Consider the following 21,230-nt stretch of genomic DNA (forward strand, 5'->3'; position numbering starts at 1 on the left):
CGAACGGGTGAGGCGTCCGCCCGGGATCCCCGCCGACGGTTGCCGGTCCGATTTGGCAACTACTCAGTTCCCCCGTTCGTCCTGCACTATGAGGGGCAGTGAGGGCGCGCGGGGGTGCCGAGGTACCGGGAGGTGGCGGATGGCCGTTCAACCGTGGGGCGAACCCGGTCCCGGCTACCAGCACGGCCCCGGCCAGAACCAGGGCTACGGCCCCGGTCACCAGGGCTACGGCTACGGCCACCGGCCGGTCGTCGGCTGGCAGCCCGCGCAGGCGCCCGCCCCGTCCCCGCAGGCCGCGATGCGGGCGGGCCACGCGGACCGCGACCGCACGCTGGACGTGCTGAAGGCCGCGTTCGCCGAGGGCCGCCTCTCCGCCCAGGAGTACGAGCAGCGCCACGAGGCGGTGGCCGCGGCGCAGACCTACGGCCAGCTGGCCGCGCTGGTGGCGGACCTGCCGGCCGGCCCGATGGTGGCGCCCGCCCCGCTCGCGCCGCCGGTTCCGGCCACCTTCCTGGCCGTCCCGCCGCCCCCGCGGGTCCGCCCCACCAACGCGCTGGCGGTCGTCTCCCTGATCTGCGGCCTGTCCGGCTTCCTGGCGCTGCCGGTGCTGCCCGCGGTGATCACCGGCCACATCGCCCGGGCGCAGATCCGCGAACGCGACATGGACGGTGACTGGGCGGCCGTCATCGGCCTGGTCCTCGGCTACATGGGCACCGCCTTCTGGGCCCTGCTGTTCGTGCTGGGCATCGCCTGACGCCCGCCCGGCCGCGCGTGCTCCGGTGGCGGTCGGCCGAGGACTGTGGTAGAGCGGGGTGAAGACGGCCGGACACCGGACGGACACGTACGGGACACCCGCGTGACGCCCGGCCGAAGGCGGCGACCTGCGGCGTTGCATTTGTTTTGACCGCGCCCCATGCGCTAGGTACGCTCTGACCTTGTGCCTGGGGTGTCCCCGGGTCCTTGTGCGTGCATGCACACCGGTCGCCGCGCCGAGCCGGAGCGCCTCCGGGCGCGCCGCGCGTAGAGCGCCGTCGCTGTACATCAGCTCATGGGATTCCGTGTCGTAACAAGCCCAACACACCCGACCGCGTGGGTCGACCACGGGGTTGTGTGTGAGGGAAGACACCGCAGGTTAGTTCCACCAAGCCTTGGCACACAGAAAACGGAGAAACGGTGCCTACGATCCAGCAGCTGGTCCGAAAGGGCCGGCAGGACAAGGTCGAGAAGAACAAGACTCCCGCGCTGAAGGGCTCCCCGCAGCGCCGTGGGGTCTGCACGCGTGTGTACACGACCACCCCGAAGAAGCCGAACTCGGCGCTTCGTAAGGTCGCCCGTGTGCGCCTCACCAGCGGGATCGAGGTCACCGCTTACATCCCGGGCGAGGGCCACAACCTGCAGGAGCACTCCATCGTGCTGGTGCGCGGTGGTCGTGTGAAGGACCTTCCTGGTGTCCGCTACAAGATCATCCGCGGTTCGCTCGACACCCAGGGTGTCAAGAACCGCAAGCAGGCCCGCAGCCGCTACGGCGCCAAGAAGGAGAAGTAAGAATGCCTCGTAAGGGCCCCGCCCCGAAGCGCCCGGTCATCATCGACCCGGTTTACGGCTCCCCGGTCGTCACCCAGCTGGTCAACAAGATCCTGCTGCACGGCAAGCGCTCCACCGCCGAGCGGATCGTCTACGGCGCCCTCGAGGGCGTCCGTGACAAGACCGGCTCGGACCCGGTCGTGACGCTGAAGCGCGCGCTGGAGAACGTCAAGCCGGCCCTCGAGGTCAAGTCCCGCCGTGTCGGTGGCGCGACCTACCAGGTTCCGGTCGAGGTCCGTCCGGGCCGCGCCAGCACCCTGGCGCTGCGCTGGATGGTCGGTTACTCCCGCGCCCGTCGCGAGAAGACCATGACCGAGCGCCTGATGAACGAGATCCTCGACGCCAGCAACGGTCTGGGCGCTTCCGTGAAGCGTCGCGAGGACACCCACAAGATGGCCGAGTCCAACAAGGCCTTCGCGCACTACCGCTGGTAGTCCGTACCCCGTCACTAGACAGAGAGAGAACGAGCCACCATGGCTGCAACCTCCCTTGACCTCGCCAAGGTCCGCAACATCGGGATCATGGCGCACATCGACGCGGGCAAGACCACCACCACCGAGCGGATCCTGTTCTACACCGGTGTCTCGTACAAGATCGGTGAGGTCCACGATGGCGCTGCCACCATGGACTGGATGGAGCAGGAGCAGGAGCGCGGCATCACGATCACGTCGGCCGCGACGACCTGTCACTGGACGGTCGACGGCGTCGACAACACCATCAACATCATCGACACCCCGGGTCACGTCGACTTCACCGTCGAGGTGGAGCGTTCGCTGCGCGTCCTCGACGGTGCCGTGACGGTGTTCGACGGTGTCGCCGGTGTCGAGCCCCAGTCCGAGACCGTGTGGCGGCAGGCTGACCGCTACGGCGTCCCGCGCATCTGCTTCATCAACAAGCTGGACCGCACGGGCGCGAACTTCTTCTTCTGCGTGCAGACCATCGTGGACCGCCTCGGCGCCACCCCGCTGGTCATGCAGCTGCCGATCGGTGCCGAGTCGGACTTCCAGGGCGTCGTCGACCTGGTCCGCATGAAGGCGCTGGTCTGGTCCGCCGAGGCCGCCAAGGGCGAGATGTACGACGTCGTCGACATCCCGGCCGAGCTGCAGGAGCAGGCTGACGAGTACCGCGAGCAGCTGATCGACACCGTCTCGAACGTCAGCGACGAGATCATGGAGCTCGCCCTGGAGGGCGAGGAGATCCCGGTCGAGCTGCTGCAGGACGCGATCCGCAAGGGCACCCTGAACTCGGACTTCACCCCGATCTTCTGTGGTACCGCCTTCAAGAACAAGGGCGTTCAGCCCCTGCTCGACGCGGTCGTGAAGTACCTGCCGTCGCCGCTGGACATCGAGTCCATCGAGGGCACCAAGCCGAACGACCCGGACACCAAGATCAACCGCAAGGCCTCGGACGACGAGCCGCTGGCCGCGCTGGCGTTCAAGATCATGTCCGACCCGCACCTGGGCAAGCTCACCTTCGTCCGGATCTACTCCGGTCGCCTGGAGTCCGGCACCTCCGTGCTGAACGCCGTGAAGGGCAAGAAGGAGCGCATCGGCAAGATCTACCGCATGCACGCGAACAAGCGTGAGGAGATCGAGTCGGTGGGCGCCGGCGACATCGTCGCCGTCATGGGCCTGAAGCAGACCACCACCGGTGAGACGCTGGCCGACGAGAAGAACCCGGTCATCCTGGAGTCCATGGACTTCCCGGCCCCGGTCATCCGCGTCGCCATCGAGCCCAAGTCCAAGGGTGACCAGGAGAAGCTGGGTGTCGCCATCCAGCGTCTCGCCGAGGAGGACCCGTCCTTCCAGGTCAACACGGACGAGGAGACCGGCCAGACCATCATCGCGGGCATGGGCGAGCTGCACCTCGAGGTGCTGGTCGACCGCATGAAGCGTGAGTTCAAGGTCGAGGCCAACGTCGGCAAGCCGCAGGTCGCGTACCGCGAGACCATCCGTGCGGCCGTCGAGCGGATCGACTACACCCACAAGAAGCAGACCGGTGGTTCCGGTCAGTTCGCCAAGGTGCAGATCGCGATCGAGCCGCTCGAGAAGGCCGAGGGCTACGAGTTCGTCAACCTGGTCACCGGTGGTCGCGTGCCGCGGGAGTACATCCCGTCGGTCGACGCCGGTTGCCAGGAGGCCATGGAGTTCGGTGTTCTCGCCGGCTACCCGCTGCAGGGTGTCCGCGTGAAGCTGCTCGACGGCCAGTCGCACGACGTCGACTCCTCCGAGCTCGCGTTCAAGATCGCCGGTTCGATGGCCTTCAAGGAAGGCGCGAAGAAGGCCAAGCCGGTCCTTCTCGAGCCGATGATGGCCGTCGAGGTCACCACGCCCGAGGACTACATGGGCGACGTGATCGGCGACATCAACTCTCGCCGTGGCCAGATCCGGTCCATGGACGAGCGTCACGGTGCCCGCGTCGTCACGGCGCTGGTGCCCCTCTCCGAGATGTTCGGCTACGTCGGTGACCTGCGCAGCAAGACCTCTGGTCGCGCCAGCTACTCGATGCAGTTCGACTCGTACGCCGAGGTCCCCAAGGCCGTGGCTGAGGAGATCATCGCCAAGTCCAAGGGCGAGTAGGTCCGGCTCTGCCGGCCTCGGAACCAGTCCGACATTCGGGATGATTCCGACCCCTTAGGCTATTAGGAGGCGACCCGGGAGGATCCGCACGGATCCTCCCGGGGCCTCCGGCCCCCACCCGCGGGACGGTGCGAGGTGCTTCCGGCACCACGGACCAAGCCCGATCAAGACCAACTGACGTCAGCACGGCGTACAGGAACTGTCCTCAGGAGGACTCAGTGGCGAAGGCGAAGTTCGAGCGGACGAAGCCCCACGTCAACATCGGCACCATCGGTCACATCGACCACGGCAAGACCACGCTGACTGCGGCCATCACCAAGGTGCTGCACGACGCGTACCCGGACCTGAACCCCTTCACGCCGTTCGACCAGATCGACAAGGCCCCGGAGGAGCGTCAGCGCGGTATCACCATCTCGATCGCGCACGTCGAGTACCAGACCGAGGACCGTCACTACGCGCACGTCGACTGCCCGGGTCACGCTGACTACATCAAGAACATGATCACCGGTGCCGCCCAGATGGACGGCGCCATCCTGGTGGTCGCCGCCACCGACGGCCCGATGCCGCAGACCAAGGAGCACGTCCTCCTGGCCCGCCAGGTCGGCGTTCCGTACATCGTCGTCGCCCTGAACAAGGCCGACATGGTGGACGACGAGGAGATCCTGGAGCTCGTCGAGCTCGAGGTCCGCGAGCTGCTCTCCGAGTACGAGTTCCCGGGCGACGACCTGCCGGTCGTCCGCGTCTCCGCGCTGAAGGCCCTCGAGGGCGACGCCGAGTGGGGCGAGAAGCTCCTCGGCCTGATGAAGGCCGTCGACGAGAACATCCCCACCCCGGCCCGCGCCGTGGACCAGCCGTTCCTGATGCCGATCGAGGACGTCTTCACGATCACCGGTCGTGGCACCGTCGTCACCGGTCGTATCGAGCGCGGCATCCTCAAGGTCAACGAGACCGTCGACATCATCGGCATCAAGAACGAGAAGACCACCACCACGGTCACCGGTATCGAGATGTTCCGCAAGCTGCTCGACGAGGGCCAGGCCGGTGAGAACGTCGGTCTGCTGCTCCGTGGCATCAAGCGCGAGGACGTCGAGCGCGGCCAGGTCATCATCAAGCCGGGTTCGGTCACGCCGCACACCGACTTCGAGGCCCAGGCCTACATCCTGTCGAAGGACGAGGGTGGCCGTCACACCCCGTTCTTCAACAACTACCGCCCGCAGTTCTACTTCCGTACCACGGACGTGACCGGCGTCGTGACCCTCCCCGAGGGCACCGAGATGGTCATGCCGGGCGACAACACCGCCATGTCGGTTCAGCTGATCCAGCCGATCGCCATGGAGGAGGGCCTGAAGTTCGCCATCCGTGAGGGTGGCCGCACCGTCGGCGCCGGCCAGGTCACCAAGATCGTCAAGTAATTGACGCTCTGACCTGCCTGCCCCGTACAGGCTGAGTCCGAAGGGCCCCGCGCACCGCACGGTGCGCGGGGCCCTTCGGCGTTCGTCCGGCCACCGGTTCACGAGGTATTCAGGGGAGCGCGCTTCCCTTCACGGGCCGCTCATCGCCGACTGTTATGGTCGGGCCACCAACAAGCTCCCGCCGTCGCGGAAAGTGGGACCCAACGCATGTCAACGGCACCGCTGTTGTCGATCGTGATGCCGATCTACAACGAGCAGGAGGCGCTCCCGCTGACCGTCGAGCGGCTGCGGCCGATCCTCGACGGCCTCGACGTCAGCTACGAGGTGGTCGGCGTCGACGACGGCAGCACCGACGCGACCCCGGTGCTGATGCAGAAGATCCGCCAGGACTGGCCGGAGTTCCGGATCGTCCGCTTCGCCCGCAACTCCGGGCACCAGGCCGCGCTCACGGCCGGCATCCACCGGGCCTTCGGCGACTACGTGGTCTCCATCGACGCCGACCTGCAGGACCCGCCGGAGAAGATCCCGGAGATGCTGGAGCTCGCCCGCGAGCAGCGCCTCGACATCGTCTACGGCGTCCGCGGCGACCGCGGCACCGACACGTCCTTCAAGCGGCACACCGCCGGGGCCTACTACTGGCTGATGCGCAAGCTGGTCGGCCAGCGGATGCCCAACCAGGCCGGCGACTACCGGCTGCTCAGCCGGGCCGCGGTGGACGCGCTGAAGGCGATGCCCGAGCACCAGCCGGTCTACCGGCTGCTGGTGCCGTGGCTGGGCTTCCCCAGCGGCGAGGTGGTCTACGTGCGCGAGGAGCGGGTCGCCGGCAGCACCCACTACCCGCTGTCCAAGATGGTCCGGCTGGCGCTGGACAGCGTCACCAACTTCTCCGCGGCCCCGCTGCGACTGGCCACCTGGCTCGGCCTGTTCAGCTTCCTGGTCTGCATCGCGCTGGCGCTCTACACCACGGTCGCGTACGCGCTGGGCTCCACCGTGCCCGGGTGGTCCTCGCTGTTCATAGGGATGCTGTTCATCGGCGCCGTCCAACTGGTCTGCGTCGGACTGCTCGGCGAGTACGTCGGCCGGATCTACTCGGCGGTCCAGGCGCGGCCGGCCTACTTCATCGGCTACGACTCGGCCGAGGAGCACGACCGGTACGGTAACGGCGAGTGAACGAGATCCTCTCCAGCGACCGGGACGAGCACGACGGGCACGACGGGCCCCACGGCCGGCACGAGCACGGGGCGGCCTCCACCGGGCCGCGACCGATCCGGCGGCAGCTGCCGTCCTTCCTGGTCATCGGGGTGCTGAGCACCCTCTTCTACCTGGCGCTGTTCGTCCTGCTGCGGCTGGTCGCCTCCTCGCAGGTGGCCAACCTGGTCGCACTGGCCGTCAGCGCGGTGGCCAACACCGCGGCCAACCGCCGCTTCACCTTCGGCATCACCGGCTCGGACGGCGCGGTGCGCCACCAGCTCCAGGGCGCGGTCGCGTTCCTGATCGGGCTCGGCCTGAGCAGCGGTGTCCTCGCGCTGCTCGACGTGGCCGTACCGCACGCGTCCCGGGTGGTCGAGGTGACCGGGCTGGTGGTGGCCAACGGCCTCGCCACCGTGGCCAGGTTCGTCCTCCTCAAGCTGTGGGTCTTCAGGAAGCGCTGACGGCGGGGAGCGGCCGCTCCTGCGCGTCCCCGGCCCGGCGGCCGGTACTCGTCCACGCCCAGTACCCGAGCACCGCGCAGCCGGCCACGGCGGTCAGCAGCGCCGTCGCCGAGCCCGTCGGCGGGTGCCAGGTGCCGGCCAGCGGGTTGAGCGGGGTGTACGTCACCGAGCCGCCGAGGCCGGACTGCCAGCGGATCATCGTGTACGCCAGGAAGGCCAGCTGCAGCGGCAGCACCAGCAGCGCGATCATCCGCACCATCGAGGCCGACCGGGCCCCGTCGAGCACGCCGCGACGCCCGAGGACGAAGGCGGCGACGATCGGCACGCCCACGGCGACCGGCAGCATGTAGCGGCCCTGGCCGGCGAAGCCGACCTTGTGCGCGGCCACCGCGTCGGAGAGTGTGATCACCGCGAACGGGGCGAGGAAGAAGGCGAGCACCCGCCAGCGGTCGCTCCACGCGCCGAAGGCGAGCGCGGGCAGCACCAGGCAGCCGATGGCCAGGAACCAGAGGTAGTACGCGGTGCCGGGCAGGCGCACGTCGAGCCAGGACGGCACACCGATCAGCTCGGTGAAGTAGTCCGGCCAGCGCATGACCACCTCGTGCCGGATCGCGTTGGACACCGTGATGCCGGGCGGTACCTGGACGGGCATCATCTCCGAGGCCTTCATGACCACGGTCCACAGCGCCCCCGCGGCGCCGGCCGCGAACAGCGTGCCGGCCGCCCACCAGGCCGGCCGGAAGCGCCGCAGCTCCTTCAGCCGCTCCCGCGTCGCCGGGACCAGCATGATGCCGAGGACGGCCGCGCACCACAGCGGTCCGAGCGCGCGCACCGTCATCAGCACCGAGCCGGCGATCCCGATCTGCACCATGGCCGCGCGCCGCAGCGGCTGCTCCGGGTCCAGCATGGTCGGGACGAGGGCCGCGACGAGGGCCACGCCGGCCGCGATCTCGATGCCGTTGGGGTTGATCGAGCCGGCCAGGTGCGCGGTGATCGGGGTGACCGCGACCAGCAGCCCGGCCGCCGCGATCCGGTGCCTGGTCCAGGCGACCAGGGCGTGCGCGGCCGAGGCCAGCAGCGCCGCGACCAGGGCCGAGCTGATCAGCCGCGCCAGGGTCAGGCCCAGCCAGTTCGGCCACAGGGCCATCGGCCAGCCGACCAGCGCGTAGTAGACCGGGTTGTACCGGCCGGCCCGGGTGCCCACCCGCTCGACCTGCGTGTCGTCACCGCCGGGGGCCTTGGCACAGGCCGCCGACTTGTCGGGGTGGAACCACCAGCAGTTGTCCCGGACGATCGAGGCCGGCACGTGCTGGAACGCCCCGGTGCCGCCGCCGGCGGCCTCCGGCTTGGGCGCGAACTCCCCGCGGGCCACCCCGACGGCGCGGACGATGTGCTCCCGCTCGTCCGGGCTCGCGTCGTACGGCGAGGCGAGGGCCCAGCCCGCGCAGACGAGGAAGAACCCGATGAACGCCGTCCACCAGGTCCGCCGGAACAGCAGGCGGCCCGAACGGCCGGAGCCGTGGCCGGATCTGCTCGCGGCGGGCGCGGGAGGAGTGGTCACGGCGGGGGAGTATGAGGACACGCGACCAAGATAACGGGTGTCCGAATTCGCCCTGCCCGGGCGGCTGTGTGCGCGACCGGCCTTGCACTTACGATGCCCCCGTGACTCAACTGGAATCGCCCTCGGAAGTGTCCGGATCCACCGTGAAGGGCCGGATCGCCGGACTTCTGGGCCATAGCGCGGTGCGGTTCCTGGCCGCCGGCGTCACCAGCACCACGGTCGACATGGGCCTGCTGTACCTCCTGCACGGGGTGCTCGACCTGCCGCTGGCGCCGTCCACCTTCGCCGCGGTGCTGGCCGGCTTCACCACGAACTTCGTGCTGAACCGGATCTGGGCCTTCGAGAGCTCCTCGCCGGTCGGCAAGCAGACCGCCCGCTACCTGGTGATGGCGGGCGGCAACTGGGTCGGCACCGTGCTGCTGGTCGGCGGCTTCGTGAAGCTGGGCCTGTTCTACCTGCTGGCCCGTGCGCTCGCGCTGGTGATCCTCTCGGTCGTGAACTACTTCGGCTACAAGTACTGGGTCTTCAAGGACAAGTGACCGGGACGGCGTGACCGGGACGACGAAGGCCCGGCCGGATCCCTCCGGCCGGGCCTTCGCGCGTTCGCGCGGCGCTCCCGGTGCTACCGGGTGCGCAGGCTCTCGGTGAACGCCTTGCAGGTCTCGTAGTTCGGCAGCAGGCCGGAGGAGACCGCCTCCGCCAGCGAGGGCGCGGCCTCGTCCCGGGCCGACAGCAGCGGCTGGTCGGCCGGCCACTCGATGCCCAGGTCGGGGTCGAGCGGGTGGACCGAGTGCTCACCGGTCGGGTTGTACGTCTCGGAGCAGAGGTACGAGAGCGTGGCGTCGTCGGTCAGCGCGCAGAAGCCGTGGCCGAGGCCCTCCGGGATGTAGACCGCGCGGCGCTCCACGTCGTCGAGCCGCACGCCCTCCCAGCGGCCGAAGGTCGGCGAGCCGACCCGCAGGTCCACGATGACGTCGAGCACGGCGCCGCGCACGCAGGTGACGTACTTGGCCTGGCCGGGCGGCACGTCGGCGAAGTGGATGCCGCGGACCACGCCGCGCGAGGAGACCGAGAGGTTGGCCTGGGCCAGCCGCAGCGGGTGGCCGACGACCTCGGCCAGCCGGTCGAAGCGGTACCACTCGGTGAACAGGCCGCGCGGGTCGCCGTGCAGCTGAGGGGTGATCTCGATCAGGCCCTCGATGCCCAGTTCCTGGAACTTCACTTGGCGTCCTCCTCGTCCAGCAGGGCCAGCAGGTACTGTCCGTAGCCGCTCTTCAGCAGCGGCTCGGCGAGCGCGCGCAGCTGCTCGGAGCCGATCAGGCCGGCCCGCCAGACGGCCTCCTCGATGCACCCGATCTTGAAGCCCTGGCGCTCCTCGATGACCCGGACGAACTCCGAGGCCTGCACCATCGAGACGAAGGTGCCGGTGTCCAGCCAGGCGGTGCCGCGGTCCAGGATCGTGACGTTCAGCTCGCCCTTGCGCAGGTAGGCGTCGTTGACCGCGGTGATCTCCAGCTCGCCGCGCGCGCTGGGCTCCAGGCCGCGGGCGATCTCCACGACCTGGTTGTCGTAGAAGTACAGGCCGGGGACGGCGTAGCGGGACTTGGGCTTCTCGGGCTTCTCCTCGATGGAGATCGCCTGGCCGTTCTCGTCGAACTCGACCACGCCGTACGCCGTCGGGTCGGCCACCGGGTACGCGAAGACCCGGCCGCCGGGGGAGTCGGTGTGCTCCGCCAGGCGGGTGCCCAGGCCGCTGCCGTGGAAGATGTTGTCGCCGAGGATGAGGGCGACCGACTCGTCGCCGATGAAGTCCGCACCGAGCACGAAGGCCTGGGCGATGCCCTCGGGCTTCTCCTGGACGGTGTACTGCAGCTTGAGGCCGAGCTGCGAGCCGTCGCCCAGCAGGCGCTCGAACTGCTCGCGGTCGGCGGGGGTCGTGATGATCAGGATCTCGCTGATGCCCGCCATCACCAGGGTGGACAGCGGGTAGTAGATCATCGGCTTGTCGAAGACCGGGAGCAGCTGCTTCGAGACCGCCCGGGTGAGGGGCCACAGACGCGAGCCGGTCCCACCGGCCAGGAGGATTCCACGCATGCGAGCAGCTTAAGTGAGGGCCGTGTACGGTCCGTCCCGGGCCGTGCGAGGGGGCCGATCGGCGACGGTAGACTACGCGCATTATGCGCATCCTCGTTACCGGCGGCGCCGGATTCATCGGTTCGGAGTTCGTCCGTCAGCTCCTCGGAGCGGACGAGAGCGCCCGGATCACCGTCTTCGACAAGCTCACCTACTCGGGCGTCCTGGAGAACCTGGCCCCGGTGGCCGGCCACCAGGGCTACACCTTCGTCCAGGGCGACATCTGCGACGCGGACGCCGTCGACCAGGTCATGCCGGGCCACGACGTGGTGGTGCACTTCGCCGCCGAGTCGCACGTGGACCGCTCGATCGCCGGCGCGGGCCCGTTCGTCGTGACCAACGTGCTCGGCACGCAGGTCCTGCTGGACTCCGCCCGCAAGCACGGCGTCGGCCGCTTCGTCCACGTCTCCACCGACGAGGTCTACGGCTCGATCAGCGAGGGCTCCTGGACGGAGTCCTGGCCGCTGGCCCCCAACTCGCCGTACTCGGCCTCCAAGGCCGGCTCCGACCTGCTGGCGCTGGCGTACCACCGCACCCACGGCATGGACGTCGTGGTGACCCGCTGCTCCAACAACTACGGGCACTACCAGTTCCCGGAGAAGGTCATCCCGCTGTTCACCACCAACCTGATCGACGGCAAGAAGGTGCCGCTGTACGGCAACGGTGGCAACATCCGCGACTGGCTGCACGTCTCGGACCACTGCCGGGGCATCGAGCTGGTCATGCGCGGCGGCCGGGCCGGTGAGGTCTACAACATCGGCGGCGGCACCGAGGTCACCAACAAGGAACTGACCGGCCTGCTGCTGGAGGCCGCGGGCGCCGGCTGGGACATGGTCGAGTACGTCGAGGACCGCAAGGGCCACGACCTGCGCTACTCCCTGGACATCAGCAAGATCCGCGAGGAGCTCGGCTACGAGCCGCAGGTCTCCTTCCCGGACGGCCTCGCCGCGACCATCGCCTGGTACCGCGAGAACCGCGCCTGGTGGGAGCCGCTGAAGCAGAAGGCGGCCCTGGCCAAGTGACCGCGAACGCCGCCGGCCGGGTCCGCTGGCTGGTCACCGGCGCGGCCGGGATGCTCGGCCGGGACCTGCTGCAGGTCCTGGCCGGCGACCCGACCGCCGAGGTCACCGCGCTGCGCCGGGCCGACCTCGACATCACCGACGCCGCGGCCGTGCAGGCCGCCGTCGAGGGCCACGACCTCGTGGTCAACTGCGCCGCGTGGACGGACGTCGACGGCGCGGAGACCGAGGAGGACGCCGCCACCGCCGTCAACGGCACCGGCGTGCGCCACCTGGCCGCGGCCTGCGCCAAGACCGGCGCCCGGCTGCTGCACGTCTCCACCGACTACGTGCTGCCGGGCGACGCCACCGAGCCCTGCCCGGAGGACGCCCCGACCGCGCCGGTCAACGCGTACGGCCGCAGCAAGCTGGTGGGGGAGCGGGCCGTCACCGAGCTGCTCCCCGAGCACGGCTACGTCGTGCGCACCGCCTGGCTGTACGGCGAGCACGGCCCGAACTTCGTGGCCACCATGCTCAAGCTGGCCGCCCAGCGCGACACCCTCGACGTGGTCGACGACCAGCACGGCCAGCCGACCTGGTCGTACGCGCTGGCCGTCCGCCTGGTCGAGCTCGGCCGGGCCGCGCTCGGCGGGCGGGCCCCGGCCGGGATCTACCACGGCACCGCGAGCGGCCGGACCACCTGGTTCGGGCTGGCCCGCGAGACCTACGCGCTGAGCGGGCTGGACCCGGAGCGGATCCGCCCGACCACCTCGGAGGCGTTCGTCCGCCCGGCCGTCCGCCCCGCCTTCAGCGTGCTCGGCCACGACCGCTGGGCCGCCGCCGGCCTGGCGCCGCTCGCCGAGTGGCGGACCATGCTGGCCGAGGCCCTGGAGCGCCCGGAGTTCCGGGCGCTGCGCACCGCGGCGGAGCGGTGATCGGCGTGCTCGGCCGGCTGACGCGCGCGCTGCCGCCGGGACTGCTGGCGGTCGGCGTCGGGACGGTCACCCTCGGGGGCGCCTCGTACGTCCACCTCGGGGTGGCCGGGCACGCGCTCGACCGCCAGGCGATCGCCGACGTCAACGTCCTGTGGACGATCGCCATGGCGTTCGCGCTCGGGCTGTTCTTCCCGGTCGAGCAGGAGCTCACCCGGGTGATCGCCGCCCGCACCGCCCGGGGCGAGGGCGCGGCCCCGGTGCTGCGCAAGGCGACGGTGCTGACCGGCGGGCTGCTGCTGGTGGTCCTCACCGGGCTGGGAGTGTTCTCCCGGCAGCTCGCCGACACGTTCTTCCACGGCGACCGGAGCCTGGTGGTGGCGCTGGCCGCCGCCTTCGTCGGCCCGGCCGCCTGCTACCTGACCCGCGGGGTGCTGGCCGGCCTCGGGCACTTCGGCGCGTACGGCTTCCAGCTCGGCCTGGACGGCTTCCTGCGGATGGCGTTCTCGGTCGGACTGCTGGTGGCGGGCGTGCACTCGGCGCTCGCGTACAGCCTGGTCCTGGCCGTCTCCCCGGTGCTGGCCATGCTGGTGAGCCTGCCGCGGACGCTGCGGATCGCCCGCCCCGGCCCGGCCATCGGCTGGCGTGAGCTGTACAGCGGCCTGGGCATGCTCACCGCCTCGTTCCTGCTCGCCCAGTTCGTCGCCAACGCCGCCGTGCTCAGCATCCAGGTGCTGGCGCCCTCGCAGGCCGTGCTGGTCGGCGCGATCACCGGCGCGATGGTGCTCAGCCGGGTCCCGCTGTTCGTCTTCGGCGCGCTGCAGGCCTCGCTGATGTCGGGGCTGTCGACGGCCGTGGCGACCGGCGACCGGGCCGGCTTCCGCAAGCTCCTCACCAAGACCTGCGGCGTGGTGACGGCCCTCGGCGTCCTCGGCGGAGTGCCCGCCGTGGTCCTCGGGCCATGGATGATTCACGTCGCGTTCAACGCGGACCGGCATGCTCTCGGTCCGGTGGACTTCCTCTGGCTGTCGGTGGGCACCCTCGCCTACCTGCTCGCCACGGTGGTCGGCCAGGCGGTCATCGCCCGCGGCCACCACCGCCGGCAGCTGCTCGGCTGGGTGCTCGGCACCGCCGCGCTGCTGCTGATCACCTGCCTGCCGGGCGCCCCGGCGACCCGGGTGGAGGCCGCGTACACCGTCGGTCCGCTCGTCGTGCTCATGGTCATGTTGCTGGCGCTGCGCGGCGACGGTAGCGTGCGCGGCGCCGGTACGGACAAGCCGCACGTCGCCGTCTCGCCGGACACGGTCTCCGCGGGCTGATCGCGATGTCGTCACGGCTCCCCCCGGCGATGCCCCGCGGTCGCGGCGTCCCTACCATGTGCTCCATTCACCCCCATGCCTCACCAACGCGTGAAAGGCGAGATCCATCGTGCAGCTGAGTGTGCTGACTTCGATCACCGGCGTGCTGGTGCTCGTGTGGATCCTGGAGCTGCTGCGACGCCAGCAGCTCCGGGAGAAGTACGCGGCGCTCTGGCTGGCCATCGGCGTGGTGATCGCCCCGCTGGGCTTCTTCCCGCGGCTGCTGGACTCGACCGCGCGCCGGCTCGGCGTGGCCTCCGGGGTCAGCCTCGTCCTGTTCGCCGGCTTCGTGCTGGTCCTGCTGGTCTGCGTGCACCTCAGCTGGGAGACCAGCCGACTGGAGGCCGAGACCCGCACCCTGGCCGAGGACGTCGCGATGATGCGCGCCCACCTCGCCGAGCACCACGACTTCCCGATTGCCCGCTCCGGCAGCGACGTGAACGACCCCGAGGTGAAGGCATGATCGACGGCAAGCGGGTACTGATCATCCTCCCGGCCTGGAACGAGGCCGAGGGCCTGCCGAAGATCCTCCGCGAGATCCAGCAGAAGCTGCCCGGCGTGGACACCCTGGTCGTCGACGACGGCTCGACGGACAGCACCGCCGCCGTCGCCGCCGCCTACGGCTCCAAGGTCGCGCAGCTGCCGTACAACCTCGGTGTCGGCGGCGCGATGCGCTTCGGCTACCGCTACGCGCACCTGCACGACTACGACGTGGCGATCCAGTGCGACGCCGACGGCCAGCACGACCCGGCCTACGTGCCGGCGCTGCTGGAGCAGCTCCGCACCGCGGACCTGGTCATCGGCGCCCGCTTCGCCGGCGAGGGCTCGTACAAGGTGCGCGGCCCGCGCGCCTGGGCGATGAAGCTGCTCTCGGTGGTGCTGTCGCGGGTCGCCAAGACCCGGCTCACCGACACCACCTCGGGCTTCAAGGCCTGCAACAAGCCGATGATCGAGTTCTTCTCGCACTGGTACCCGGTCGAGTACCTGGGCGACACCATCGAGAGCATGGTCGGCGCCGCGCGCTGCGGCTTCGTCATCCGCCAGGTCCCGGTCGCGATGCGCGAGCGGACCACCGGCACGCCCTCCGCCTCCCCGATCAAGGCGACGATCTACCTGGCCCGGGCCGGCCTGGTGCTGCTGCTCGCCCTCATCCGCCGGATGCCGGCGAACGTGAAGGCCATCGAGCCCGCCACCCGCGCCGCCGCCCGTCGGCCCGAGCTCATCGGCAAGGTCTAGGTACCACGATGTCCCGTTTCGAGATCCTGATGCCGTACTACGGCGACGTCCGGCTGATGCAGGACGCCGTCCGCAGCGTGCTGGCCCAGGACGGTGACGACTGGCGCCTGACGGTCGTCGACGACGGCAAGGAGCCGGACGTCCCCGGCTGGTTCGAGTCCCTCGCGGACCCGCGGGTGCGCTACCTGCGCAACGAGACCAACCTCGGCGTCAGCGGCAACTTCAACCGCTGCGTCCAGCTCGCCGAGTACGAGTACCTCGTGCTCATGGGCTGCGACGACCTGATGCACCCCAACTACCTCACCGTGGTCCGGGACGCGCTGGCGCGCTTCCCGGACGCGGGCATGGTCCAGCCCGGCGTGCTGGTCATCGGCGCCGACGGCAACCCGGTGAGCAGCCTCGCCGACACCGTCAAGCGCCGGCTGTACGCGCCGAAGGACCCGGGCCCGCTGCTGATGTCCGGCGAGCCGCTCGCGATGAGCCTGATGCGCGGCGACTGGCTGTACTTCCCGTCCGTGTGCTGGCGCACCAAGGAGATGCAGGCGACCGCCTTCCGGGCGGACCTGGGCGTCATCCAGGACCTCGCGATCATCGTCGACCTGCTGCTCGCGGACGTGTCGCTGGCGGTCGTGCCCGAGGTGTGCTTCAGCTACCGGCGGCACGCGGTCAGCGAGTCCTCGGTCACCGCCTTCACGGGCAAGCGGTTCGACGAGGCCCGCCGCTTCTTCCGGGAGACCGCGGACCGCCTGGACGCCCACGGCTGGCACCGGGCGGCCACCATCTCCCGCCGCTTCATCTCCTCCCGGCTGCACGCGCTCAGCATGATCCCCGCGGCCGGCCGCAAGGCGGGCCTGCGAGGCGTCGGGGCGATGCTGAGCCATGTGGCCGGCCGCCGGGCCTGACCCGTGAGACCCCTCCAGCAACCCCCTCCCAGTGCCCAGGAAGCGACCATGTCCCAATACGACGACGTCTGGCTGGTGATCCCCGCCTACAACGAAGGCCAGGTGATCGCCGATGTGGTGGAGAACGCCCGCAAGACGTTCCCGAACATCGTCGTGGTCGACGACGGGAGCACCGACGGCTCGGCCGAGCACATCCTGACCACCGGCGCCCACCTGGTGCGCCACCCGGTCAACCTGGGCCAGGGCGCCGCCCTGCAGACCGGTCTCTCCTACGCGCTGAAGCAGCCCGGCGCCCAGTACTTCGCGACCTTCGACGCGGACGGCCAGCACCAGACGCACGACGTCGAGAAGATGGTCGCCGTGCTGCGCGACGGCGGCGCCGACGTGGTCCTCGGCTCCCGCTTCATCGAGCAGTCCGAGCAGGTCCCGATGATCAAGCGCGTGGTGCTCCGCACCGCGGCCGCCGTCAGCCCGACCGCCCGCAAGCTCAAGCTGACCGACTCGCACAACGGTCTGCGCGTGATCAACCGCGAGGCGGCCTCCCAGCTGCGCATCACCATGAACGGGATGGCGCACGCCTCGGAGATCGTCGGCCTGCTGGCGAAGTCCTCGCTGCGCGTCGTGGAGGTCCCCGTGGACATCCTCTACACCGATTACTCCCGCGCCAAGGGCCAGTCCCTGATCAACGGCGTCAACATCCTCTTCGACATCTCGCTCCGGGAGCGTGGCCGGCGATGAAGTACTTCTGGATCCAGCTGGTGCTGGTGCTCGGCGCCGGCACCGCGGCGCTCATCTTCATCCGGCGCTGGGACCGGACCAACACCAGGGCCTGGAAGCGCATCGGCTTCGTGCTGTTCGTGATCGCGAACATCTACGCCGTGCTGCGTCCGAACGACGTCACCTGGGTGGCCAACCGGCTCGGCGTCGGCCGCGGCACCGACCTGGTGCTGTACCTGATGGTCCTGGCGCTGGCCTTCCTGGCGCTCAACACCTACCTGCGCTTCCGCTCCCTGGAGAAGAAGCTCACCGACATGGCCCGCACCGTCGCCATCACCGAGGGCGCGCGGCTCAACCAGGAGCGCTTCGACGAGAAGGTCTCCAACTAGCTCCCAACGGTCCCCGCGGGACCGCGGAAGCACCGGGCCCGGTACGCAGTGCGCGTACCGGGCCCGGTGCTCTTCGGTGGTTCAGGAGGCCGCCGGGGAGAGCGGCCGTTCCGCCGGGACGGCCCCCGGGCGCTCCGGGCCCCGCGGCGGCTTGCGCAGCCCCAGGTCCTTCAGCTTGAGCGCGGGCTTCTCGACGGTGTGCCAGGAGCAGAACGCGGCGACCACCGAGAGCGCCACCGAGGCCGCCGTGTACGCCCAGTAGCCGTGCTTGCCGACGCCCCACAGCGCCAGGCACTGCTGGATCGGGAAGGCGTAGATGTACACCCCGTAGGAGAGGTCGACCCTGGTGCCGACCTTGGTCAGCGGGCCGGGCATCCGGCAGGCCAGCCAGACCAGCAGGTAGGCGAAGGCCGGCAGCCCGAGCACCGTGAAGCCGCCGAACCGGGCGGAGCCGAGGAAGGCGACGGCGGCCAGCACACCGGCCACGTCGTTGACCGGCAGGCGGTCCTTGTACAGCTCCGCCAGCGCGCCGAGGCCGAACATGAAGGTCAGGGGTATGAACATGTCCAGGCTGATCGAGCCCAGGAACGGCAGCTGCCAGCCGGTGAGGCCGGTCGGCGCGTACTCGGGGGCCCGCAGCAGGTGGAAGGCCGAGGCGAGGTGGACCATGTACGCGTACAGCCCGAGGACCATCAGGGTGACGGCCCAGCGCGCCCGCCGCAGCACGCCGACCGCGGCCAGCGAGACCACCAGCAGGTAGCAGAGGACCTCGTACGCCAGCGACCACACCGAGCCGTTGAAGGCCGTCGGGTGCGGCACGTGGTCGAGCAGCCCGGAGATGCCCCACTGGTACACCCCGATCGACCAGTTGGCCTCCAGGTACTCCAGCGGGCCCTGCGGGTGCGACCAGAAACCGGCCAGTCGGCCCTGGTGGTACGCGACCACCGGGGCGACCACGAAGGCCGTGAGCAGCAGGCAGGCCCAGAGGCCGGGCAGGATGCGGATGGCCCGGTTCCAGAGGAAGCGCGCCGGGCTCAGCCGCATGCCGCTGCGGGTGATCAGCAGGCCGGAGAGCACGAAGAAGCCGCTCACCGCGATCGCGCCGACGTTGGTCTGGCCCCGGCTCTCCAGCAGCCCGAGGTCGGGCTTGCCCATCCCGAGCGGCATCGCGTGGGCGAAGATCACGGCGAGGGCGAGCACGAGCCGGAGCAGGCCGAAGCCGTTCTTCCGTCCGAGGGCCTGGGCCAAGGGCGGAGAGGCCGTCAGAACCGACCTCGTGCGTGCGGTGCGAGACATGGGCGGGAGGCTCCGGGCCGTGGTGGGGTGGGCGGGGACGGAATGCGCGGAGCTCACCCTATCCGCCCGGCCGCGGCCCCCGACGGGGCGCAAGAGGCCCCTGATGGCGGGGTGACGCGCCATGACACGCTCTTGGGGGTGCGATTACCATAAGTCGCGGCCCGGGCCCGGCATCGCCGTCGGCGATGACACATCCGCCGGACGCCCGCAGCACCTCCGAGAGTTTCGGCCGACCTGTGCCGATCGGGCGCCCGGCCGCCGCCCGCCGAGCTCGCCCCCATCCGGCGAGTCCGTCCGACCCGCGGCACTGCGCCGCTTCACGGAAGCGAAGAGACATGACGGATTTGGCCCCGGACGTCGTCGGCGGCCGTGCCACCGTGCCCGACGACGCGACCACGGCGTCCGCCGGGTCGCCGACCGGGCGGCGGGGCGACCGCTTCTCGCGGTGGACCGAGAAGCGGTGGTTCCTCCCACTGGCGGAAGGCGTCGTCAGCGTCGGCGTCGCGCTGGGCTTCATGCTGCTGTGCACGCACATCAGCGTCAACCCCACCACCCGGATCGGCCAGGTCAGCGGCCTCGCCAAGATCCAGCAGTACGCGGCGCTCCTCGGCATCCCCGTCCTCGCGGTGCTGCTGCTGCTCGCCTACCGCGGGACGCTGCGCTACTACCGGGTCGCGCAGCGGCTGGCGTGCGCGGCCGTCGCGGGCCTGGGCACCGGCGTCGTGGCCGGCGGCATCGTGGTCGCCCTGCACGGCACCCCCTGGGGCCTCGGGGGCCAGGAGGGCGACCCGGGCAACCTCATGGGCATGGCCAACGACATGCTGCGCGGCAAGGGCCTGCCCGGGGTCTACCCCCCGCTGTTCCCGGCGCTGCTCGCCGCCTGGGCCAAGGTCTTCCACAACGGCGTCGCCGGGGTGGGCCACGCGCTCAAGGACCTGCAGCTGATCCTCAGCGCGCTGGTCGGCCCGATGGCCTACCTCTCCTGGCGGCTGCTGCTGCGCCCGTTCTGGGCCATGGCGGTCGCGGTGCCGGCCTCGATCGTCTTCCTCGACCCGATCCGCCCCTACAGCCACGGCTCCATGCTGGTGCTGCTGCCGCTGCTGGCGGCCTGCTTCCGGGAGATCCGCCGGGCCGACGAGCTCTCGACCCGCTCGGCGGTGCTGCGCGGCCTCGGCTTCGGCGCCGCGTTCGGTGTGATGTTCCTCTGGTACTCGGGCTGGTACCTGTGGGCGGCCCCCGGCTCGTTCATCCTCGTGCTGATGCTCTTCCCGTGGCGCCGCGGCCGGATAGCCCTGAAGCGCGGGCTGGTGTTCCTGGCCACCATGCTGGTCACCGCCGGCGTGATCGGAGCCCCGTTGCTGTACCAGCTGGCCCGCCTCGGCGCGTCCACGATGGACCGGTACGCCTACATCAACACCTACATCGACCCGGCCTACGTCATGGGCTGGGCCTCGGACCGCTCGGGCTCCCTGACCTACCACAACTGGCCGGGCGAGGGTGACATCGCCGGGCAGACCGGCTTCGGCGTGCTGCTGCTCGTCGGCGTGGGCATCGGCGTCGGCCTCGGCCTGCGCAACATGGTGGTCCGCACCGCGGGCTTCGTCCTGGCCGGCGCCTGGCTGATGCGCTTCTGGTTCGCCTCGCACATGGAGCACAACCAGGCCGTCCAGCTGTACCCGCGCACCACCTGGATCATCTTCTACTGCCTGATCATCCTGGCCGTGATGGGCGTCATGCTGACGTACGAGCGCGGCTTCGGCTGGATCCGCGGCACGCTGCAGGAGGTGGCCCCGGCCCGGGCCGCGCGGATCTCGCCGCGGGTGATGTCCCAGCTGGCCGCGGGCCTGGTGTGCGCGCTCGCGCTGTTCGCGACCATGGGCGGTTCCTGGTCGGCCAACCGCTTCATGCCGTCCACCAACCCGGGCGTCGAGGACATGGGCCTGGACGCGCTCCGCGCCCACCTGCAGCAGCTCGACAACGGGCAGTGCCCCAAGTACTCGCCGTACAAGGGCAAGCAGAACTGCAACCCGATCAACATGGACCTCTCCGAGTACACCTTCGGCCCGGACGAGGGGCACCTCTGGTGCGCCAACGTCACGTCGAAGGACGCGGACGTCACCTGCGGGCGCCCGCCGAAGAAGAACTGACCTTCGCGATCACCCCGTCGGGGCCGGTGAGGAGCACCTCACCGGCCCCGATTGGCATCCGGGCTGCTCCATGTGGCAGTATGTCCAAGTTGCTCGGTTGAGTGCCGATGCTGCGCGCCTCCCGCCGGGAGGACCGGAAGCGAGTCCCATGTACTCGTCGTTCCCGTGATGGCCGTCAAGCGTGAGTTCTACGCCACGGCAGCTGCGGGGCGAAAGTACGGGAATCTTCCGGGAAGCGTGTGCGGGGCCTCGGCCCGGCTGCCCCCTACCCCGAAGTTCGAAACCGACGAGACCTCTTCGCCGGTTTTTTGCAAGCGCGAAGGCGACACGCCCG

Annotated in this window: 21 protein-coding genes; 17 read left to right on the forward strand and 4 right to left on the reverse strand. The window is 70.3% G+C overall.

Annotated features, from left to right (window positions below):
- Positions 1-139: 139 nt before the first annotated feature.
- From ACIRD3_RS26160 to ACIRD3_RS26190, 7 genes are all read left to right on the forward strand, one after another.
- On the forward strand, positions 140-754 hold the full coding sequence (locus ACIRD3_RS26160) for a DUF1707 and DUF4190 domain-containing protein (protein ID WP_402221136.1): 615 nt from the start codon (positions 140-142) through the stop codon (positions 752-754).
- A gap of 419 nt (positions 755-1,173) precedes the next feature.
- Entirely contained in the window at positions 1,174-1,545 is a 372-nt protein-coding gene (rpsL, locus tag ACIRD3_RS26165) for a 30S ribosomal protein S12 (RefSeq protein ID WP_014144289.1), read from the forward strand.
- A 2-nt stretch (positions 1,546-1,547) separates the two neighbouring features.
- Positions 1,548-2,018, forward strand: coding sequence for a 30S ribosomal protein S7 (gene rpsG, locus ACIRD3_RS26170; protein WP_030232420.1), 471 nt, complete (start codon positions 1,548-1,550; stop codon positions 2,016-2,018).
- A gap of 39 nt (positions 2,019-2,057) precedes the next feature.
- On the forward strand, positions 2,058-4,163 hold the full coding sequence (gene fusA, locus ACIRD3_RS26175) for an elongation factor G (RefSeq protein ID WP_402221141.1): 2,106 nt from the start codon (positions 2,058-2,060) through the stop codon (positions 4,161-4,163).
- 218 nt (positions 4,164-4,381) lie between these two features.
- Positions 4,382-5,575, forward strand: coding sequence for an elongation factor Tu (gene tuf / locus ACIRD3_RS26180; RefSeq protein WP_402221143.1), 1,194 nt, complete (start codon positions 4,382-4,384; stop codon positions 5,573-5,575).
- Between the two features lie 207 nt (positions 5,576-5,782).
- Positions 5,783-6,745, forward strand: coding sequence for a glycosyltransferase family 2 protein (locus tag ACIRD3_RS26185; RefSeq protein ID WP_402221146.1), 963 nt, complete (start codon positions 5,783-5,785; stop codon positions 6,743-6,745).
- The gene (locus ACIRD3_RS26190) at positions 6,742-7,227 is read left to right on the forward strand and encodes a GtrA family protein (protein WP_402221149.1); all 486 of its coding nucleotides are present in this window, start codon (positions 6,742-6,744) and stop codon (positions 7,225-7,227) included. The genes ACIRD3_RS26185 and ACIRD3_RS26190 overlap by 4 nt, the downstream gene beginning before the upstream one ends.
- Here ACIRD3_RS26190 and ACIRD3_RS26195 read toward each other — a convergent pair.
- Positions 7,214-8,788, reverse strand: coding sequence for a DUF2142 domain-containing protein (locus tag ACIRD3_RS26195; RefSeq protein ID WP_402221152.1), 1,575 nt, complete (start codon positions 8,786-8,788; stop codon positions 7,214-7,216). The two genes, ACIRD3_RS26190 and ACIRD3_RS26195, sit on opposite strands and share 14 nt — an antisense overlap.
- A gap of 101 nt (positions 8,789-8,889) precedes the next feature.
- Between ACIRD3_RS26195 and ACIRD3_RS26200 the strand changes: the two genes are divergently transcribed.
- On the forward strand, positions 8,890-9,327 hold the full coding sequence (locus ACIRD3_RS26200) for a GtrA family protein (RefSeq protein ID WP_402221155.1): 438 nt from the start codon (positions 8,890-8,892) through the stop codon (positions 9,325-9,327).
- Positions 9,328-9,410: 83 nt separating this feature from the next.
- On the opposite strand, the gene rfbC is transcribed toward ACIRD3_RS26200, so the two are convergent.
- Together rfbC and rfbA are read right to left on the reverse strand one after the other, a co-directional pair.
- The gene (gene rfbC / locus ACIRD3_RS26205; RefSeq protein WP_402221158.1) at positions 9,411-10,010 is read right to left on the reverse strand and encodes a dTDP-4-dehydrorhamnose 3,5-epimerase; all 600 of its coding nucleotides are present in this window, start codon (positions 10,008-10,010) and stop codon (positions 9,411-9,413) included.
- Positions 10,007-10,882, reverse strand: a complete 876-nt coding sequence (gene rfbA, locus ACIRD3_RS26210) for a glucose-1-phosphate thymidylyltransferase RfbA (protein ID WP_402221160.1) — start codon at positions 10,880-10,882, stop codon at positions 10,007-10,009. The genes rfbC and rfbA overlap by 4 nt, the downstream gene beginning before the upstream one ends.
- A gap of 83 nt (positions 10,883-10,965) precedes the next feature.
- On the opposite strand from rfbA, the gene rfbB reads away from it, so the two are divergent.
- The 8 genes from rfbB (at position 10,966) to ACIRD3_RS26250 (ending at position 17,453) form a co-directional block, all read left to right on the forward strand.
- Positions 10,966-11,943: a dTDP-glucose 4,6-dehydratase gene (rfbB, locus tag ACIRD3_RS26215; RefSeq protein ID WP_402221163.1), complete on the forward strand. Its 978-nt coding sequence runs from the start codon at positions 10,966-10,968 to the stop codon at positions 11,941-11,943.
- Entirely contained in the window at positions 11,940-12,854 is a 915-nt protein-coding gene (gene rfbD / locus ACIRD3_RS26220) for a dTDP-4-dehydrorhamnose reductase (RefSeq protein WP_402221165.1), read from the forward strand. The genes rfbB and rfbD overlap by 4 nt, the downstream gene beginning before the upstream one ends.
- Positions 12,851-14,170, forward strand: coding sequence for a hypothetical protein (locus ACIRD3_RS26225; RefSeq protein ID WP_402221168.1), 1,320 nt, complete (start codon positions 12,851-12,853; stop codon positions 14,168-14,170). The genes rfbD and ACIRD3_RS26225 overlap by 4 nt, the downstream gene beginning before the upstream one ends.
- A 109-nt stretch (positions 14,171-14,279) precedes the next feature.
- Positions 14,280-14,672 (forward strand): DUF2304 domain-containing protein, encoded by a 393-nt coding sequence (locus ACIRD3_RS26230; RefSeq protein WP_360254645.1) that lies wholly within the window; start codon positions 14,280-14,282, stop codon positions 14,670-14,672.
- Complete coding sequence (locus ACIRD3_RS26235; RefSeq protein ID WP_402221171.1) at positions 14,669-15,445, forward strand: glycosyltransferase family 2 protein; 777 nt, start codon at positions 14,669-14,671, stop codon at positions 15,443-15,445. The genes ACIRD3_RS26230 and ACIRD3_RS26235 overlap by 4 nt, the downstream gene beginning before the upstream one ends.
- 8 nt (positions 15,446-15,453) lie before the next feature.
- Positions 15,454-16,347, forward strand: coding sequence for a glycosyltransferase family 2 protein (locus ACIRD3_RS26240; protein WP_402221174.1), 894 nt, complete (start codon positions 15,454-15,456; stop codon positions 16,345-16,347).
- Between the two features lie 48 nt (positions 16,348-16,395).
- On the forward strand, positions 16,396-17,085 hold the full coding sequence (locus ACIRD3_RS26245; protein WP_402221177.1) for a glycosyltransferase family 2 protein: 690 nt from the start codon (positions 16,396-16,398) through the stop codon (positions 17,083-17,085).
- Entirely contained in the window at positions 17,082-17,453 is a 372-nt protein-coding gene (locus ACIRD3_RS26250) for a DUF2304 domain-containing protein (protein WP_402221179.1), read from the forward strand. The genes ACIRD3_RS26245 and ACIRD3_RS26250 overlap by 4 nt, the downstream gene beginning before the upstream one ends.
- A gap of 81 nt (positions 17,454-17,534) precedes the next feature.
- Here the strand turns inward: ACIRD3_RS26250 and ACIRD3_RS26255 are convergent, their stop codons facing one another.
- Positions 17,535-18,701 (reverse strand): acyltransferase family protein, encoded by a 1,167-nt coding sequence (locus tag ACIRD3_RS26255; RefSeq protein ID WP_402221182.1) that lies wholly within the window; start codon positions 18,699-18,701, stop codon positions 17,535-17,537.
- A 383-nt stretch (positions 18,702-19,084) separates the two neighbouring features.
- Here ACIRD3_RS26255 and ACIRD3_RS26260 point away from each other — a divergent pair, with 383 nt between their 5' ends.
- Positions 19,085-20,896: a hypothetical protein gene (locus ACIRD3_RS26260; RefSeq protein WP_402221184.1), complete on the forward strand. Its 1,812-nt coding sequence runs from the start codon at positions 19,085-19,087 to the stop codon at positions 20,894-20,896.
- The last annotated feature ends 334 nt before the right edge of the window (positions 20,897-21,230 follow it).

Origin of the sequence: Kitasatospora sp. NPDC093550, from assembly GCF_044764985.1 — a bacterium.
Classification (GTDB): Bacteria; Actinomycetota; Actinomycetes; order Streptomycetales; family Streptomycetaceae; genus Kitasatospora.